Here is a 16731-nt window from a genome sequence, read left to right on the forward strand (position 1 = left end):
AAAATTTAACCAACTCTACCAACGCTGTTTAAGCAGATTCGGTTGAATGCCCGCGATCAGATTGGTATTGCCATAGTCTTTAGTCACAATGCCCGCTTCAAATTCTTCGCGAAAATATTTGATGGCACTCTGCAAAGGCTCTACAGCACCGGGAGCGTGGGCACAAAAAGTTTTACCCGGGCCAAGGAAACGGCAGAGTTGTTCCAGCGTTTCAATATCACCCGGCTGCCCCTTGCCACTTTCAATGGCACGAAGAATTTTGACGCTCCACGGCAAACCATCACGGCATGGCGTACACCAGCCACAAGATTCACGGGCAAAGAACTCTTCGAGATTACGGGTCAGAGAAACCATGTTGATCTCATGATCCACTGCCATCGCCAGTGCGGTCCCCAGACGGCTGCCCGCTTTGGCAATGCTTTCGAAATCCATTGGCAGATCGAGGTGTTCTTCTGTCAGAAAATCAGTACCCGCCCCACCCGGTTGCCATGCCTTGAATTTCAACCCGTCACGCATACCGCCTGCATAATCTTCGAGGATTTCACGGGCTGTCGTCCCGAAAGGCAATTCCCAAAGCCCCGGATTTTTGACCCGGCCAGAAAAACCCATCAATTTAGTGCCGGCATCTTTACTCTTGCCTTCACTCAAACCGATGTACCACTCTTTGCCATGGGCAAGAATTGCAGGAACGTTACACAACGTTTCTACGTTGTTTACACACGTTGGTTTGCCCCAAACACCGGATGTTGCAGGGAACGGAGGTTTTGAACGCGGGTTCGCGCGACGCCCTTCAAGGGAGTTAATCAGTGCAGTTTCTTCACCACAGATGTAACGTCCCGCGCCGGTATGAACGAACAGTTCAAAATCGAAACCGCTGCCCAAAATATTCTTGCCGAGCAATCCGGCAGCTTTGGCTTCTTCAATTGCCTTGCGTAAATGAACGGCAGCTTCAATATATTCGCCACGCAAAAAGATGTAGCCACGGTAAGCCTTCAGAGCAAAGGCGCTGATTAACATGCCTTCTACCAACAAATGCGGTAATTGCTCCATCAGCAACCGGTCTTTATAAGTACCCGGCTCCATTTCATCCGCGTTGCACAGCAAATAGCGGATGTTCATGCTTTCGTCTTTCGGCATCAGGCTCCATTTCAAGCCTGTGGAGAAACCCGCACCACCACGGCCTTTTAAGCCGGCATCTTTCACCAAAGCGGTAATTTCATCAGGAGCCATGCCCTTCAGTGCTTTTTCGGCCCCCCTGTAACCCTCTTTGCTCCGATATTCATCCAACCAGACAGGTTGCCGGTCATCACGCAACCGCCATGTCAGGGGATGAGTTTCCGCAGTGCGGATAATTTCTTTCACTCCTGAACGCGTTGTCATGGATACTGCTCCAGTAATCGTTCGATTTCTTCAGGTTTGACATAACTGTGGGTATCTTCGTCAACCATCATGGTCGGCCCCTTGTCACAGTTACCCAGACAGCAGGTTGGCAACAGCGTGAAACGCCCGTCTGCCGTGGTTTGCCCCGGACGAATGTTCAAGTGCGATTCTATCGCCGCCTGAACGCCCTGATAGCCCGTGATATGACATACAACGCTGTCACAATAACGAATAATGTGACGCCCTACCGGCTGGCGATAAATCTGACTATAAAACGTCGCCACACCTTCTACGTCACTGGCCGGAATGCCCAGTACCTCAGCAATGGCATAAATAGCGCCATCCGGCACCCAACCACGCTGTTTCTGCACAATTTTCAAGGCTTCAATTGACGCAGCACGCGGATCTTCGTAATGGTGTTTTTCGTGTTCAATGGCATCACGCTCTACTGCACTCAGGACAAACTTATCCGGTGTCTGAGCGTCCGTTACGTTAACCACATCAAGGCGTGCTTGCTTGTTTGCGTTAAATTCACTTTGCATCGTTAGCGATCCACATCAGACATAACAAAATCGATACTGCCCAGATAAACGATAAGGTCAGATACCAGACTGCCCCGGATCACCGATGGGATCTGCTGCAAGTGAGCAAAACTCGGGGTACGGATACGGGTGCGGTAACTCATGGTGCTACCGTCACTGGTCAGGTAATAACTGTTGATACCTTTCGTAGCTTCGATCATCTGGAATGATTCATTGGCAGGCATGACCGGCCCCCATGACACTTGCAGGAAGTGGTTAATCATGGTTTCGATGTGCTGCAAGGTGCGCTCTCTTGGAGGGGGCGTAGTCAGAGGATGATCAGCCTTGAATGGACCTTCTGGCATATTTTTGAGGCACTGCTCAAGGATGCGCATACTCTGGCGAATTTCTTCCACTTTCAGCATCACACGGTCATAACAATCACCGTTGTAACCTGTCGGAACTTCAAAATCGAAATTCTCATAGCCGGAATAAGGGCGCCATTTACGTACGTCAAAGCCAATGCCCGTCGCACGCAAGCCTGCCCCCGTCACACCCCAGTCCAGAGCCTGTTTTGCATTGTAGGCAGCCACTCCAACAGAGCGTCCTTTCAGGACCGTGTTTTTCAACGCCGCTTTCACATAAGAATTCAAACGTTTCGGCAGCCAGTCCAACAAATCACGCAGAAGCTTATCCCAGCCACGTGGCAAATCATGAGCAACGCCACCAATACGGAACCATGCCGGATGCATACGAAACCCAGTAATGGCTTCAACGACATCGTAAACTTTCTGCCGGTCGGTAAAGGCGAAGAAGACGGGGGTCATTGCACCAACGTCTTGGATAAATGTACTGATATAAAGCAGGTGGCTGTTGATGCGGAACAACTCAGACAGCATGACACGGATAGTCTTCACCCGATCCGGCACTTCAATGCCCGCCAGTTTCTCCACTGACAGCACATATGGCATTTCATTGACACATCCGCCTAAATATTCGATTCGATCGGTATAAGGGATATAACTGTGCCATGACTGACGCTCCCCCATTTTTTCGGCACCGCGATGGTGGTAGCCAATGTCGGGAACACAATCAACGATTTCTTCGCCATCAAGTTGCAGGATAATGCGGAATGCACCGTGAGCAGAAGGATGGTTTGGGCCAAGGTTGAGGAACATGAAATCCTCATTGTCAGTACCCCGTTTCATGCCCCACTCTTCTGGTTTGAAAGTCAGGGCTTCCATTTCCAGATCTTCTTTCTGCTTGGTTAACATGAAAGGATCGAATTCCGTGGCACGCGCAGAATATTCCTTGCGCAGCGGATGACCTTCCCATGTTGGCGGCATCAATATACGACGCAGGTTCGGATGCCCATTGAAGGTAATGCCGAACATTTCCCACGTTTCACGCTCATACCAATTGGCATTCGGAAAAATTGACGTGATAGTAGGGATATTCAGGTCTTGTTCAGCGAGCGCGACTTTCAACATGATGTCACGGTTACGCTCAATGGAAATCAAATGATAAAACACTGAAAAATCTGCCGCGGGCAACCCTTGCCGATGAGAACGTTGACGCTCATCAACGCCATGCAAGTCAAACAGCATGACATAAGGTTTCGGCAGTTTTTTCAGGAAAGTAATTACTTCCTGTAGCTGTTCCCGTTTAACCCAAACAACAGGCATACCAGTACGGGTGGGCTGAACGGTAAAGGCATCCGGGCCAAATTGACGCTGAAGCTCGTTCACAACAGGGTCATCAAGGTGATCCCGTGTTTCCCAAGCAGGCCGGGCGCTTTCTTGCGCTATCTGATCTGTCATCATTATTCACCACAACGCTTGATCAGGGTTTTTATGATCGCAACACATTGCTCTTGGTTACGCTATATGGCTATCCCCTCCGTCTCTCAAGTGGTCGCTTTGTTGGCTACGCTCACCCCAGTCACATAGTTATCTATGCTCCGGGAAATTCGCTCCCTTGCCGCCGTGCTACATCTTGAAATCCATTGGGTATAAAAGCCTTAAATTTCGTCTGGAGTTCGCAGGTTTTTCACTGCGATACGTTCACCGCGCTTCCGTTCTCTTTCTGATTGCATATTGGCACGGTAAACCCCCTGATCGCCGACAACCCATGACAATGGGCGGCGTTCTTTGCCTATGGACTCCTGCAAAAGCAGCAGCGCTTGCATATAGGCTTCTGGGCGGGGAGGACAACCCGGAATATAAACATCCACAGGGATAAACTTATCAACCCCCTGAACGACGGAGTAGATATCGTACATACCTCCGGAGTTTGCACAGGCCCCCATTGAAATAACCCACTTTGGTTCCAGCATTTGGTCATACAAACGTTGAATGACAGGTGCCATCTTGACGAAGCAGGTTCCGGAAATCACCATGAAATCGGCCTGACGCGGGGATGCACGCAATACTTCTGCCCCAAAGCGTGCTACGTCGTGAACAGCGGTAAACGACGTCACCATTTCCACATAACAACAAGAAAGGCCAAAGTTATAAGGCCACAGGGAGTTTTTTCTCCCCCAGTTCACCATGTCATGCAGGGCATTTTCTAATTTGCCCATATAGACGCTGCGATGAACGTGTTGCTCCAAGGGATCGCTAACAATTTCCTGTTTTTGCAGGGGATAACGGTCATTCTCACCGTTCGGATCTATGCGGGTGAGCGTATAATCCATCTTTATGCCTCGCTATTACTGCATGTGACTGTTGTTGGTATTGTTGGCACTGCCGATATAAGTATCAGCACTCGGTTTACTGACTTGGCGCTTTGAACGCGCAGGCGTCCAATCCAATGCACCTATGCGCGCCAGATAAACCAAGCCTACCAATAACACCAAAATGAAAATGCTTGCTTCTGCAAAGCCCAACCAACCACTCTCTTTGATAGAGACGGCCCATGCATATAAATAAAGGGCTTCAACATCGAAGATGACGAAAAACATGGCAACCAGATAAAACTTCGCCGACAAACGCAACCGTGCACTACCGACTGAATCAATACCTGACTCATAAGGGATGTGTTTTGCTCGGGCTTTCGCTCTGCCCCCCATGAAGTAGCCACCCAATAACATGAGCGCACACAAACCAAGGGCACCTATCAGGAAAACCGCAAATGCCCAGTTATGGGCTAAAATTCCAATGGAAGTTGACATACTCGTTGCTTACTCATCATAAGTGGTGTCAAGGAGTCTGCTTTTTTGCCGGCAGTGTTGCACCACATCGATTCATGGGAAGGGATAACAACCAAATCTGAAACAAGACTAATAAATCTTACCTATTACTTGGATCGTCTTGGTTTTTATTCCTCTCAACAATGTTTTGCCATACACGGCCAAAACACTCGCACATTTATTTACAAACAGCAAACCATTAATTAACAGAATGTGCTGACCTATCGCTAAAACGTGTCAGTCGTGTAAAAAGCCATCATCAAGACATTAATTGACTACCTGACAACTCGACTTTACTACACCATTATCGCAGGAAAAACCTGTCTTTCCACTGCGCGATTGAGAGTATTTTTATGATCAAGTGCACAGTTTCACTGAAAAACATTAAACAACCGAATGGAATTTATTCAATCCTTAATAAATTGTTTCTAAAAAGGACGATGAAAGTACATTAATACAGCTATTTATAATAATAGATTTATTTTATCAACTGACAGAATGAAATTTGTTAATAAAGCAACATTAATTTAACTAAAATTATAAGGTGACAGGAAAATGAATAGGGGAAATTTCTTGTAGAAAATGTCAGAAGTTGGAATGGAAACTTGAGAGAATTATTAACATTTAATTAAAAACAGGCTAATATCTCTACAGATAATATGGAAACATTAGCCTATAAATACGTAATACTTATTCGTCTATATTTTCAACTGATATTTCATCAAGTGATTCAGACGATTTGGTTGGTTCTATGGATTCGATAGATTCATCCGTTTCTCCTGATTCTTCATCAGATTCAACAGATCCAACAGATGTTACTGTATAAGGCGTTTTTTTATTTTCTATAGCATCAAAAACAGTTAGAACAGACTCATTTTGCTCATTACTATTCCGATATAAGAAGAATTGGATTTCCGGCAAGCGAGGCAAGCCTTCACTTTCACCTAAAATTCTCAGATCTGCATTATGCATTTCCAGAGGGCGGGCGGTAATTCCAACTTCTGCATTCACCGCTGAACGGACAGCAGACAAAGAAGCCGCTTCATAAGCAATGCGCCATGAAATACCCGCCATATCCAACGTATCCAGAGCTATCTGGCGGAAAGGATTGGTTTCATCCATAACAACCAGAGGAACAGGTTCGTTAGTCTGCAACTGGAAATCGGGCGCGCAATGCCATAAAACAGGCGAAGAACGTAAAATCGTTTTAGGGTGGTGTTTAACTTTTGCTGTGGTTAATGCCAAATCAATTTCATGGTTATCCAACATGCTTTCAATAAATTGAGCACGTTTAATCCGCACATCAACAGCGACACGTGGATAGACAGAGGCAATACGATTCAACAAGAAAGGAAGCAGCGTGTCCACTGCATCATCTGATACACCTATTCTTAATTCACCGTCTGCATCATTGTAGGTTAATGATGCGGTTGCATCGTCATTCGCGCGAAGAATCTGACGTGCATAACCAAGAAGTTGAAGCCCATGCTCGGTCAACAACTTATTGCGACCATGACGAGCAAAGAGTTCTCGTCCCACAAGATGCTCTAATCGCTGCATTTGCTGACTCACAGCTGACTGCGTTCTAGAAACAGCTGCTGCTGCTGCTGCAAAAGTATTTAAGTCAGCAACGGCAACGAAAGTTCTTAGCAGATCGAGATCGAGGTTTATTATCTGACGATTTGCATTTATCATTGTTTATTCATCACTTTTTTTTGATTTTAATTACTAACTAACCTGGTGTTTTTACTTCAGCAGTATCAAATAAAATAATACCGATTGTGACATTACTCTACTCTATTAAATAGGGCAAAGGTTTACTGCATTTTTTTTACTATTTAGAGCATCATGGGTTTTATTTTCTCCTTTCTTAACAAAATTTATGCAATCCCAAGAATAATTCTAAGATGAAACCCTATTTACATCACATAATCACCAATTTCCAGTACAAATATTCTTTTTCTGACTTGCTTCAAAGAATGACGTAACTAAATTAGAGAAACTTAATGTAATAAGACTATATTAGTATTTTTAATAGGTTAACTTTTCCACTGAATAGTCCTTGGAAATGTTATGGGTAAAATCCAAAAACATTCTCAAAGTATCATGTGATAAAAACCTAAATTAACTTTACGTTGGTAACGATAAATTATAAGAATACATTATACAAATCTTCTTACCTTTATTGACAATTCAAAATTTTCTGAACAAGTTGGCTGAAACACCATGTCCAAATGTCAACCCAATCACTCTTGCCAAACTAAAAACCTTCGATTACACAGAATTTAATTCTGACTTAAAATAGTAAACCAAAACAAAAAACCAACAAAAACCTGAATTTCAGAGAGCAAACTTATTCATTTATTCTTAACACAACCATTTTAACCAAAGATATCAAAGTCTCTTCAAAAGATAGGGAGAGAGGAGTACATTGATCACCATACTTTTTACGCCGGTAATATTTATTTCGCCAAGAGGTTAAGTTACTCAATGTTTTCCATCAATAAATCCAGCAAATTAGATAATGTCTGCTATGACATTCGGGGAAATACCCTAAAAGAAGCCAAACGACTCGAAGAAGAAGGCAATAAGGTACTGAAACTCAACATTGGTAATCCGGCACCATTCGGTTTTGAAGCCCCTGATGAAATTTTAGTTGATGTTATCCGTAACTTATCAACAGCCCAAGGCTATTCCGATTCAAAAGGGTTATATTCTGCACGCAAAGCTATCATGCAGCATTATCAAGCCAGGAATATGCTGGATATTACCGTTGAAGATATCTTTATTGGCAACGGTGTTTCTGAACTTATCGTTCAATCTATGCAAGCCCTGTTAAATACAGGGGATGAAATACTGGTGCCCGCACCTGACTATCCGCTTTGGACTGCGGCAGTATCACTTTCCAGCGGCAATGCCGTCCATTATCGGTGTGATGAACAACAAGGCTGGTTCCCCGATTTAGACGATATCCGCCGTAAAGTTACCCCGCGCACTCGTGGCATTGTTATTATTAACCCGAACAACCCAACCGGTGCGGTCTATAGTAAAGAACTGTTATTGGAAATAGTGGAAATTGCCCGTCAGCATAATCTGATCATTTTCGCCGACGAAATTTACGACAAAATTTTATACGATGATGCCCAGCATCATTCAATTGCAGCATTGGCTCCTGACCTCTTTACCGTCACCTTCAATGGGTTGTCAAAAACCTATCGTGTTGCTGGCTTCCGTCAAGGATGGATGGTGCTCAATGGCCCGAAAAAACTGGCAAAAGGCTATATTGAAGGATTAGAGATGCTGGCATCAATGCGCCTTTGTGCCAACGTCCCGATGCAGCATGCAATCCAGACCGCGTTGGGGGGCTACCAAAGTATCAGTGAATTTATTTTCCCGGGTGGCCGGCTTTATGAACAACGCAATCGTGCATGGGAACTCATCAACCAAATCCCGGGTGTTTCTTGTGTGAAACCAATGGGTGCACTCTATATGTTCCCTAAAATAGACGCCAAACGTTTCAATATTTATGATGACCAGAAAATGGTTTTGGATCTTTTACTACAGGAAAAAGTCCTGCTGGTACAAGGTACTGCCTTTAACTGGCCAGAGCCGGATCATGTTCGTATCGTTACACTGCCACACGTTACCGACTTACAAATGGCCATAGAAAAATTCGCCCGCTTTATCGGTAATTATCGTCAATAATTATAATATTCACCATATTGCGCCCACCTCAAAAAGTATTAATAACTTAATGAGGTGGTGCTCATGTAAACAAAAAATTTATTTTTGCATACTGTTATTTTTACCATTAATGAATTCGCTATCCATCATTCTTCACATACCACATCCGGATTAGGCTTTCTTAACTTATTCCAATCCTCTTTTCATTCATATGCCACCTTGTTCATTTATAAAATGAAGTTATTTCCTTTTCAGGCAAATAAAAAAACAAACGACATAAAACATTAAGAATAAAACTGCAAATATTAACAAAACACTCAAAATAATAACAAAACCGGTGGGTATTGTTTAAATATCACGCCACCATAGTTAAATCATTTTAATGATTTATTTTTGTTTATCTCGCTAACTAATATATTCACTTTTTAATAACAGAAAGGAAACAAATGAACAGGGTAATAGATATCATTAATCCATTGTTTGGTCGTTCAGGCTTATTCTTTGCACTCGTCACTTTTCTCTGCTTTCCAGCAGGCATCATTGTAGCCATTACCATGTCACTATACAGCCACTTTTATAGCGGGCTTCTTTACGGGTCAATAGCCGAATTTACCAAAATCAATCCTCTGTAGAGATTGTGGAAATTCTTCTAAAAGAAAATGGCGTGCACAATTTTTCCTTTGTACTGGGTTATAAACATCTTCCCCGGGAATTTTGTATTCAATATGATGAAAGTGATTTGACCTTTATCCAACGCTTACTCGCTGATGAGAGAGTTTTTTACTATTTCGTGTTCGACCAAGAGCGGCATGAGCGGCATATTGTTTTTCATGACTCTTACCTGTCCCTGAATCAGGTGATTACTGTTCCTTATCCTCCTCCCCTTAGATTTTTGGATAAAGAGGATAATGAAACACTTTTTATATCTCCAAAACTTCGTTTCGATGGCGATAAATTTATCATAACACGTTAAATAAAGTACCCAAAAACAGATGTACTCTGGGTTCACTTTATTAAAAAATGGAGGAAAACATCATGGGCAATGCCGTAAAAATGGGTGATATCGGTACAAACCATGGAGATTGTCCAGCAACTCCCATTATTTCTGGTGCCACTAGCGCCAAAGCAGATGGTGCTTATTTCGCCAGAACCGGAGATGCTGTCGATTGTAGTGGGGTTGTCATCGGTGGCGGCAGCGTGAATATTGGTTGATGCAGTCGATATTCTTTATTATCAAAAAACTGACTTATTAACTAAAGCACATTGACCATGGAGACTCATCTCGGTGCTTTCCCAAGATACAAAAATTGATACTCGATAGGTTTACTTCCCTTCCCTATCCGCCCACAATTAATCACTCCATTGTGCAGGAAGAAAAAAATTATGAGTCATTTTTTCGCCCAATTATCCCGACTGAAATTGATCAACCGCTGGCCTCTGATGCGGAATGTGCGCACAGAAAATGTTTCAGAGCACAGTTTGCAAGTCGCTTTTGTCGCACATGCACTGGCAATTATTAAAAACCGGAAATTCAATGGCAATGTCAATGCTGAACGGATCGCTTTGCTGGCGATGTATCACGATGCCAGCGAAGTTATCACCGGTGATTTACCTACTCCGATTAAGTACTACAACCCTCAAATTGCCCACGAATACAAAAAAATAGAAAAAATTGCCCAACAAAAGTTACTGGATATGCTACCCGCAGAATTGCAGGATGATTTTCGGTTTATATTAGATGAGCAATGCCACACGGAAGAAGAAACCCTCATTATCAAACAAGCTGATGCGCTGTGCGCTTATTTGAAATGCCTGGAAGAGCTTTCGGCAGGAAATACCGAATTCAATCAGGCGAAGAGCCGATTAGAAAAAACGTTGGCAAATCGTCATAGTGTAGAAATGGATTATTTTATCCGAGTATTTGTGCCAAGTTTTAGCCTTTCCCTTGATGAAATCAGTTTATAGTTATTCACTATAAATTTTCGTTGTTCAGCATAAATTTCAGGTTGCAGCACTGCGGGTTGCAACCTGAAAGCCCACACTCAGAACGGAAAAAGTACCGGAATAATCGCGACGCTGATCCCCATGACAATAAGCGTAAATGGTACGCCCAATTTCAGGAAATCCGCAAATTGATATCCACCCGGCCCCAATACCAGTGTATTAACCGGTGAGGAAACCGGTGTCATGAATGCTGCCGAAGCCGCTACACCAATAACCATCGCAAAAGGCAAAGGAGAAACAGACATCTGATTCGCCGCAGCAATGGCAATCGGCGCCATCAGCACAGCTGTCGCAGTATTAGAAATAAACAGGCCAATAACGGCACATAATACAAACAGGCACATTAACATCACTCTTGGCCCCATATCCCCGGCAACCCCCATCAATCCCCGAACAATTAAATCAATGCCTCCTGTTTTCTGCAAAGCCAATGCAAAAGGCATCATGCCGACAATCAAAATAATGCTCGGCCAGTGAATGGCGCGGTAAGCGCTTTCCATATCGATGCAGCGAAATTTTCCCATCAGCAAACAGGCAATCAATGCAGCGATAAAATTGGGAATTTCATTGGTCAGCATCATCGCAACCATCAATGCAAGACAAAATAACGCGTGGGGAGCCTGAGATGCGGCAGGCGCTGCATTTTCCTCTTCAACGGGCAAGTTCAGCACGATGAAATCAGGCGTTTTGGTTTTTAATGCACGGATCAATTTCCAGTCGCCAATCACCAACAACGTATCACCAAGCAATAAAGGCTCATCAACAAGTTTCCCCTCCAATGCCTTACCATTGCGCCGGACTCCGACCACATTGAGGCCATAGCGTGTACGGAATTTCATGTCCCGCAATGATTTTCCCAATAAATCAGATTCGGGGAGCACAGAAATTTCAGCCATTCCCACATCACGGGCTTGTTCCGAAAAATATTCTCCCCGTAATCTCATAGGCTCCAACTGTTGCTCACGGCAAAATTCCGGTAAATCGACTTCGCTGGCAGACATATCTACCAACAGGACATCCTTCCCTTTCAGCTCCCTATCTCCATTCGCAGCAATCATCACATGACGAAACTTTCGCCAACGTTCAATGCCAATCACATTTGCGCCGTAACAAGCCCGTAGCCCTATTTCGTCCAAGGTATGACCAACCAGGGGTGAGCCTTGGCGAATAGCAAAACGATGCGCCCGGCCTGCCAGTTTGTAATCACGGATCAGATCACGAAATGTTCGGTAATAGCGGGCATCAACTGCCTGATGTTTTCTTCCTCCCAGCCACCGACGGGCAATCAACATATAACCGATACCCGCCAGCAATACTAAAATACCTATCGGTGTGATGGAGAAAAAATCAAACCCCCTTAACCCTTCCCGCACCAGTTCACTGTTGACAACCATGTTGGGGGGTGTCGCTACCAACGTCATCATACCGCTGATCAAGCCGGCAAATCCCAACGGCATCATCAGCCGCCCTGATGAAATTCTCATTTTGGCTGCCACACTCAAAACGACCGGAATAAAAATTGCCACAACACCGGTTGAACTCATGAAAGCCCCCAATCCGGCAACAGACAGCATCAGCAATGCCAGCATTTTAGTCTCGCTGTTGCCCGCCACACGAACCAGCCAATCCCCCATCTGATAGGCAACACCTGTCCTTACCAGCCCTTCACCAATAACGAACAGAGCGGCAATCAATAACACATTGGGATCGCTAAAACCGACAGTGGCTTCACTTAACGTCAGTGTGCCACTCAAGACAAATGAAATGATCACCAATAAAGCCACTACATCCATTCGGACTTTATTGGTGCTGAAAAGTACAATAGCTATCAACAGCAGGGCCAAGACCCACAACAATTCACTATTCAATTTCCCCCCTATCAACGATACCAGAATAAAACGATACAAGCGTCAATAAGGAAGTAGAGCATTTTTTCCCGAGAAAATCCTACGTTAGGATCAATAGTTTCCTTGAATTGTAAGATATAAACATTGATTATTTTTATTCTTCTGAAAGGTAAACATTATGCTTAAATAACAAATATTACTATAAACATTGAAATAATTAATTTAGATTAATGGGTTGATTGAAAATAAATTCCATGAAATTAATAAGTCGTTATATAATAATCCACTCTAAATTCATGGAGATTCTGTACGCAAGGTATAACCCAATAATGGAACGCTCCGAGCTATACCATCAGCATAATGATAGTGCCAAACCGGATCTGGTTATCATTCACCATCACTTTTGAACGTTAATGAATAAGCTTCTGAGAGATTGTCAATATGACAGCTTGTTAAATCAGAGCAATACTCCTTATCTTTAATCATTTAATCGCCAGCCACACTAACACATTGAAATACTGATAAAATAATGAAAACCCAGTCAATAAATTTATTATTTTTCGTTTCGCCATAGCTTCCACGTTATCATCAAGATAATAAAATCAACATAACACCGGGATATTTTCGATGTTCTTTTTAATTAATTTAAAATAACATCTATAAAAAACAAGCTTAAACACATTTTATTATCATACCCGATTTTAAGATAAAAAATGGAATAACTGTCATTTGTTGCAAAGCATTAATACATAGTTACCATTAACAGAATGGTATGCTGCAAATATCCTTTCACAGCATAACCATAAATTATAATTACTCAATCAGATCTTTCGATACCCCGTGAATATAAACCACCAGAACAAAATACTTCAGGATGAACAATTAATAAAGAGAGCCAATTAATGGTTAAAGCTGCCAAGACATGCTTGTTGATGAAAATAGCGTAAGTATTGATACTAAAAATCTCAACAATCCGTTTTTACCAAGGTTCATAACGCTATATTATTCTCAGTGCAATAACGGCAAGCCCCATCGGAAGGTTGGTTATTCTGCGATGGAACAAATAACACTCCTGATTTAGATAGCAAACGCCAGCCTGCTGATACTTGGCGGTATATCATGAAAAAATAGTGAACATAATGTCATTATTAATACTCCCTATAAAGCCTAAAATAGTTTTTCAATAACCACTTTAGGCTGTATGAAATATACATAGCTTTATCATTCAGCGTTCACAAATGCATCACTTTAAGTATAAATTGATACATAACCGCCAGATTTAACAATTTCAATCTCTTCCAGATTTGTAATCGTTAAATGCGTTTCATCACGACGCGGAATATCCGGCAAATCATGGACGACGACAACCTGGCAACCCGCATCCAGGCCGGCATGAATACCCGCGATGGCATCTTCAAAAACCACGCATTCTTCTGGTAATAACCCCAGTTTTTGGGCGCCCAGCAAATAAGGTTCAGGGTTTGGTTTGCCCTGCTTGACAGATTCAGCCGTCACCCAATGAGCGGGTTCTGGCAATTCTGCAATTTTATGGCGTGCAGTGGCGAGAGGAACGGTTCCTGACGTCACAATGGCCCAGGGGATATCCAATGCATTTAACTTATCAATTAAAGCAATGGCGCCGGGTAAAGCCGTGATACCTTCCGTATCTTCTGTTTCAATTTTTTCTATCCATTTGAAAATGGAAGTAATTTCTTCTTCACTGGCGTCAGGCATAAAATGGCGCAGTGACAATATCGCCGGAGTACCATGAACATAGTGCAGGACTTCATCACGGTCGATGCCCACTTTATCGGCAAATTTAATCCATGCCCGCTCAACTGCCGGCAGTGAATCGATTAGAGTACCATCCAAATCGAATAAAAAACCTTTACATGTCAGTACCAAACCCGACTCCTTCAAATGCAGTTATAGGTAAATCAATAATTATGCATTAAGAGTAGTGCAAAACAACCCCTTGTTGATCTGAACGGAAGTTTAAAAATGGGTTGGTTCAACTATCACCAGAATAGGGTTTACAACGGGTTAAATGTCATCAAGGAAAGAGTCATCCAATTGTTTGAAAGCACGCCTGAGCAATTCAGCCAATGAGAAATAGGTTGGAGACTGTTCCACTGGCGCCATTGCAATGCCGGCTTCAGCAAATTTCTCCCGAATTTCATAAAACCATTTCAGCAGCCCTTCCGGTAAAGGGGTTGCCGCGCGTTTTCCCAACCACCACAATCCTTGCAGCGGCATGCTACACGCAAACAATGCCGTCGCGACGGCAGGACCCAATTGACCACCCAATGCGATTTGCCATGTCAGCGTGAAAATTGCCAGTGGCGGCATAAAACGAATCCCGAAGCGAGTTGCCTTAATTACACGGTTTTCAGGGAACACAGGAGCAAGCTGCTTTTCCAGTGGCCATGTTTTCAGATATTGCTGCCCTAACTGCATTCGTTTAAACCAACCTTGGTTGATAGGTGGTGTCGTATTCATCATGACCTCAATCAATTAAAGGTATAGTTTTTAAAAAATATCTACAAAAGATAAAATCTTTTTTGTAGTATTAATACTATTAAGTATATTTTGTCTTTATTGCTAGCAAACGGTATCCTACACAGACTTTTATGTCGTTGCAGCAGCAAAACAAAACTTTTGCTCTTTTTAGCAACAACTAGGTTCGTTTGTTAACAAATTTATTTCATTTTCTAACACTGTTCTTATTTTAAGATTAGATCACAACAAGATAATAGGTATTTCCATGTCAAGTAAGCTGGTACTGGTTCTTAACTGCGGTAGCTCCTCCCTGAAATTCGCTATCATCGATCCTGCTAATGGTGAAGAGTATCTTTCTGGTTTATCAGAATGCTTCAACCTGCCTGAAGCCCGTATTAAATGGAAAATAGATGGCGCGAAACATGAAGCTGCTTTAGGTGCCGGCGCAGCACACAGCGAAGCGCTGAACTTCATTGTTAATACTATTCTGGCAGAAAAACCAGAACTTTCTGAACAAATTTCAGCCATCGGCCATCGTATCGTTCATGGCGGTGAAAAATTCACATCTTCCGTCATCATCACTGATGAAGTGATCAAAGGCATTGAAGGGGCCATTCCATTTGCCCCATTGCACAACCCTGCTCACCTGATCGGTATTGCAGAAGCGAAAAAAGCCTTCCCTCATCTGGTTGAGAAAAACATTGCTGTTTTTGATACTGCATTCCACCAGACTATGCCTGAAGAAGCTTACCTGTACGCACTGCCATACAATCTGTACAAAGAGCACGGTATCCGTCGTTACGGCGCACATGGCACCAGCCATTTCTATGTTTCCCACGAAGCTGCCAAGGCATTGAACAAGCCTGTTGAAGAGCTGAACGTTATCACTTGCCATCTGGGCAACGGTGGCTCTGTTTCTGCAATCGTCAACGGCCAGTGCGTTGATACTTCCATGGGCCTGACCCCGCTGGAAGGTCTGGTGATGGGAACCCGCAGTGGTGACATCGATCCTGCTATCGTCTTCCACCTGCACGATGCAATGGGCATGTCTGTTGCCCAGATCAACACCCTGCTGACCAAAGAGTCCGGTTTCCTGGGCTTGACTGAAGTGACCAGTGACTGCCGTTATGTCGAAGACAATTACGAAACCAAAGCTGATGCCAAGCGTGCCATGGATGTTTACTGCCACCGTTTGGCTAAATACATCGGTGCTTACAGCGCACTGATGGAAGGTCGTCTGGATGCAATTATCTTTACGGGTGGCATCGGTGAAAACTCCTCACTGGTACGTGAACTGACCGTTAAGAAAATTGCGCTGCTGGGCTTCGAACTTGACAACGAGCGTAACCTTGCAGCACGCTTCGGCAAATCTGGCGTTATCACCACTGACAACAGCCGTCCTGCACTGGTTATCCCAACCAATGAAGAATTGGTCATCGCTCAGGATTCAGCACGCCTGACCGCATAAGTATCATGATGTTCAAGAACCGCCAGCCATGCTGGCGGTTCTTGATTCGTGAATGCATTGATTTATATTTCCTTAATAAATATTGCGTTGGCTCATGGTTCATATTCGGTCTATTCATATAGCATTGGACCTATCACA

At 43.5% G+C, this 16731-nt stretch carries 13 protein-coding genes and 1 pseudogene; 5 read left to right on the plus strand and 9 right to left on the minus strand.

The window, feature by feature from the left end:
* Positions 1 to 15: 15 nt before the first annotated feature.
* The 6 genes from nuoF to hexA form a co-directional block, all read right to left on the minus strand.
* A complete protein-coding gene (gene nuoF / locus Xsze_RS18110; RefSeq protein WP_038237105.1) occupies positions 16 to 1380 on the minus strand; it encodes an NADH-quinone oxidoreductase subunit NuoF in 1365 nt (454 codons plus the stop codon).
* The gene (gene nuoE, locus Xsze_RS18115; protein WP_038237108.1) at positions 1377 to 1922 is read right to left on the minus strand and encodes an NADH-quinone oxidoreductase subunit NuoE; all 546 of its coding nucleotides are present in this window, start codon (positions 1920 to 1922) and stop codon (positions 1377 to 1379) included. Before nuoE ends, nuoF begins: the two co-directional genes overlap by 4 nt.
* 2 nt (positions 1923 to 1924) lie before the next feature.
* On the minus strand, positions 1925 to 3724 hold the full coding sequence (gene nuoC / locus Xsze_RS18120; RefSeq protein WP_176553602.1) for an NADH-quinone oxidoreductase subunit C/D: 1800 nt from the start codon (positions 3722 to 3724) through the stop codon (positions 1925 to 1927).
* Between the two features lie 197 nt (positions 3725 to 3921).
* A complete protein-coding gene (locus Xsze_RS18125; protein ID WP_010846751.1) occupies positions 3922 to 4596 on the minus strand; it encodes a NuoB/complex I 20 kDa subunit family protein in 675 nt (224 codons plus the stop codon).
* 15 nt (positions 4597 to 4611) lie between these two features.
* Positions 4612 to 5073 (minus strand): NADH-quinone oxidoreductase subunit A, encoded by a 462-nt coding sequence (locus tag Xsze_RS18130; RefSeq protein WP_038237113.1) that lies wholly within the window; start codon positions 5071 to 5073, stop codon positions 4612 to 4614.
* Between the two features lie 708 nt (positions 5074 to 5781).
* A complete protein-coding gene (gene hexA / locus Xsze_RS18135) occupies positions 5782 to 6786 on the minus strand; it encodes a transcriptional regulator HexA (RefSeq protein ID WP_038237115.1) in 1005 nt (334 codons plus the stop codon).
* Positions 6787 to 7581: 795 nt separating this feature from the next.
* Between hexA and Xsze_RS18140 the strand changes: the two genes are divergently transcribed.
* The 4 genes and pseudogenes from Xsze_RS18140 (at position 7582) to yfbR (ending at position 10740) form a co-directional block, all read left to right on the plus strand.
* Positions 7582 to 8796 carry a pyridoxal phosphate-dependent aminotransferase gene (locus Xsze_RS18140; protein ID WP_038237117.1) on the plus strand — a complete coding sequence of 405 codons (1215 nt, stop codon included), beginning with the start codon at positions 7582 to 7584 and terminating at the stop codon, positions 8794 to 8796.
* A 574-nt stretch (positions 8797 to 9370) separates the two neighbouring features.
* A pseudogene (locus Xsze_RS18145) lies at positions 9371 to 9748 on the plus strand (contractile injection system protein, VgrG/Pvc8 family); the annotation flags it as partial.
* A gap of 62 nt (positions 9749 to 9810) precedes the next feature.
* Positions 9811 to 9987: a PAAR domain-containing protein gene (locus tag Xsze_RS22255; RefSeq protein WP_167331005.1), complete on the plus strand. Its 177-nt coding sequence runs from the start codon at positions 9811 to 9813 to the stop codon at positions 9985 to 9987.
* A gap of 171 nt (positions 9988 to 10158) precedes the next feature.
* Positions 10159 to 10740 carry a 5'-deoxynucleotidase gene (gene yfbR, locus Xsze_RS18150; protein ID WP_038237121.1) on the plus strand — a complete coding sequence of 194 codons (582 nt, stop codon included), beginning with the start codon at positions 10159 to 10161 and terminating at the stop codon, positions 10738 to 10740.
* 77 nt (positions 10741 to 10817) lie between these two features.
* Here the strand turns inward: yfbR and Xsze_RS18155 are convergent, their stop codons facing one another.
* The 3 genes from Xsze_RS18155 to yfbV form a co-directional block, all read right to left on the minus strand.
* On the minus strand, positions 10818 to 12647 hold the full coding sequence (locus Xsze_RS18155) for an SLC13 family permease (RefSeq protein WP_038237123.1): 1830 nt from the start codon (positions 12645 to 12647) through the stop codon (positions 10818 to 10820).
* 1227 nt (positions 12648 to 13874) lie between these two features.
* The gene (locus tag Xsze_RS18160) at positions 13875 to 14531 is read right to left on the minus strand and encodes a sugar phosphatase (RefSeq protein ID WP_038237126.1); all 657 of its coding nucleotides are present in this window, start codon (positions 14529 to 14531) and stop codon (positions 13875 to 13877) included.
* A gap of 138 nt (positions 14532 to 14669) precedes the next feature.
* On the minus strand, positions 14670 to 15125 hold the full coding sequence (yfbV, locus tag Xsze_RS18165; protein ID WP_038237129.1) for a terminus macrodomain insulation protein YfbV: 456 nt from the start codon (positions 15123 to 15125) through the stop codon (positions 14670 to 14672).
* A gap of 265 nt (positions 15126 to 15390) precedes the next feature.
* Between yfbV and ackA the strand changes: the two genes are divergently transcribed.
* Entirely contained in the window at positions 15391 to 16593 is a 1203-nt protein-coding gene (gene ackA, locus Xsze_RS18170) for an acetate kinase (RefSeq protein WP_038237133.1), read from the plus strand.
* Positions 16594 to 16731 lie beyond the last annotated feature (138 nt).

The organism is Xenorhabdus szentirmaii DSM 16338, assembly GCF_002632585.1.
Taxonomy (GTDB): domain Bacteria; phylum Pseudomonadota; class Gammaproteobacteria; order Enterobacterales; family Enterobacteriaceae; genus Xenorhabdus; species Xenorhabdus szentirmaii.

Bases quoted from the DNA above. Each gene is read 5' to 3' on its own strand.
- nuoF (WP_038237105.1), bottom strand. From the start codon at position 1,380: ATGACAACGCGTTCAGGAGTGAAAGAAATTATCCGCACTGCGGAAACT.
- nuoE (WP_038237108.1), bottom strand. From the start codon at position 1,922: ATGCAAAGTGAATTTAACGCAAACAAGCAAGCACGCCTTGATGTGGTT.
- nuoC (WP_176553602.1), bottom strand. From the start codon at position 3,724: ATGATGACAGATCAGATAGCGCAAGAAAGCGCCCGGCCTGCTTGGGAA.
- Xsze_RS18125 (WP_010846751.1), bottom strand. From the start codon at position 4,596: ATGGATTATACGCTCACCCGCATAGATCCGAACGGTGAGAATGACCGT.
- Xsze_RS18130 (WP_038237113.1), bottom strand. From the start codon at position 5,073: ATGTCAACTTCCATTGGAATTTTAGCCCATAACTGGGCATTTGCGGTT.
- hexA (WP_038237115.1), bottom strand. From the start codon at position 6,786: ATGATAAATGCAAATCGTCAGATAATAAACCTCGATCTCGATCTGCTA.
- Xsze_RS18140 (WP_038237117.1), top strand. From the start codon at position 7,582: ATGTTTTCCATCAATAAATCCAGCAAATTAGATAATGTCTGCTATGAC.
- Xsze_RS22255 (WP_167331005.1), top strand. From the start codon at position 9,811: ATGGGCAATGCCGTAAAAATGGGTGATATCGGTACAAACCATGGAGAT.
- yfbR (WP_038237121.1), top strand. From the start codon at position 10,159: ATGAGTCATTTTTTCGCCCAATTATCCCGACTGAAATTGATCAACCGC.
- yfbV (WP_038237129.1), bottom strand. From the start codon at position 15,125: ATGAATACGACACCACCTATCAACCAAGGTTGGTTTAAACGAATGCAG.
- ackA (WP_038237133.1), top strand. From the start codon at position 15,391: ATGTCAAGTAAGCTGGTACTGGTTCTTAACTGCGGTAGCTCCTCCCTG.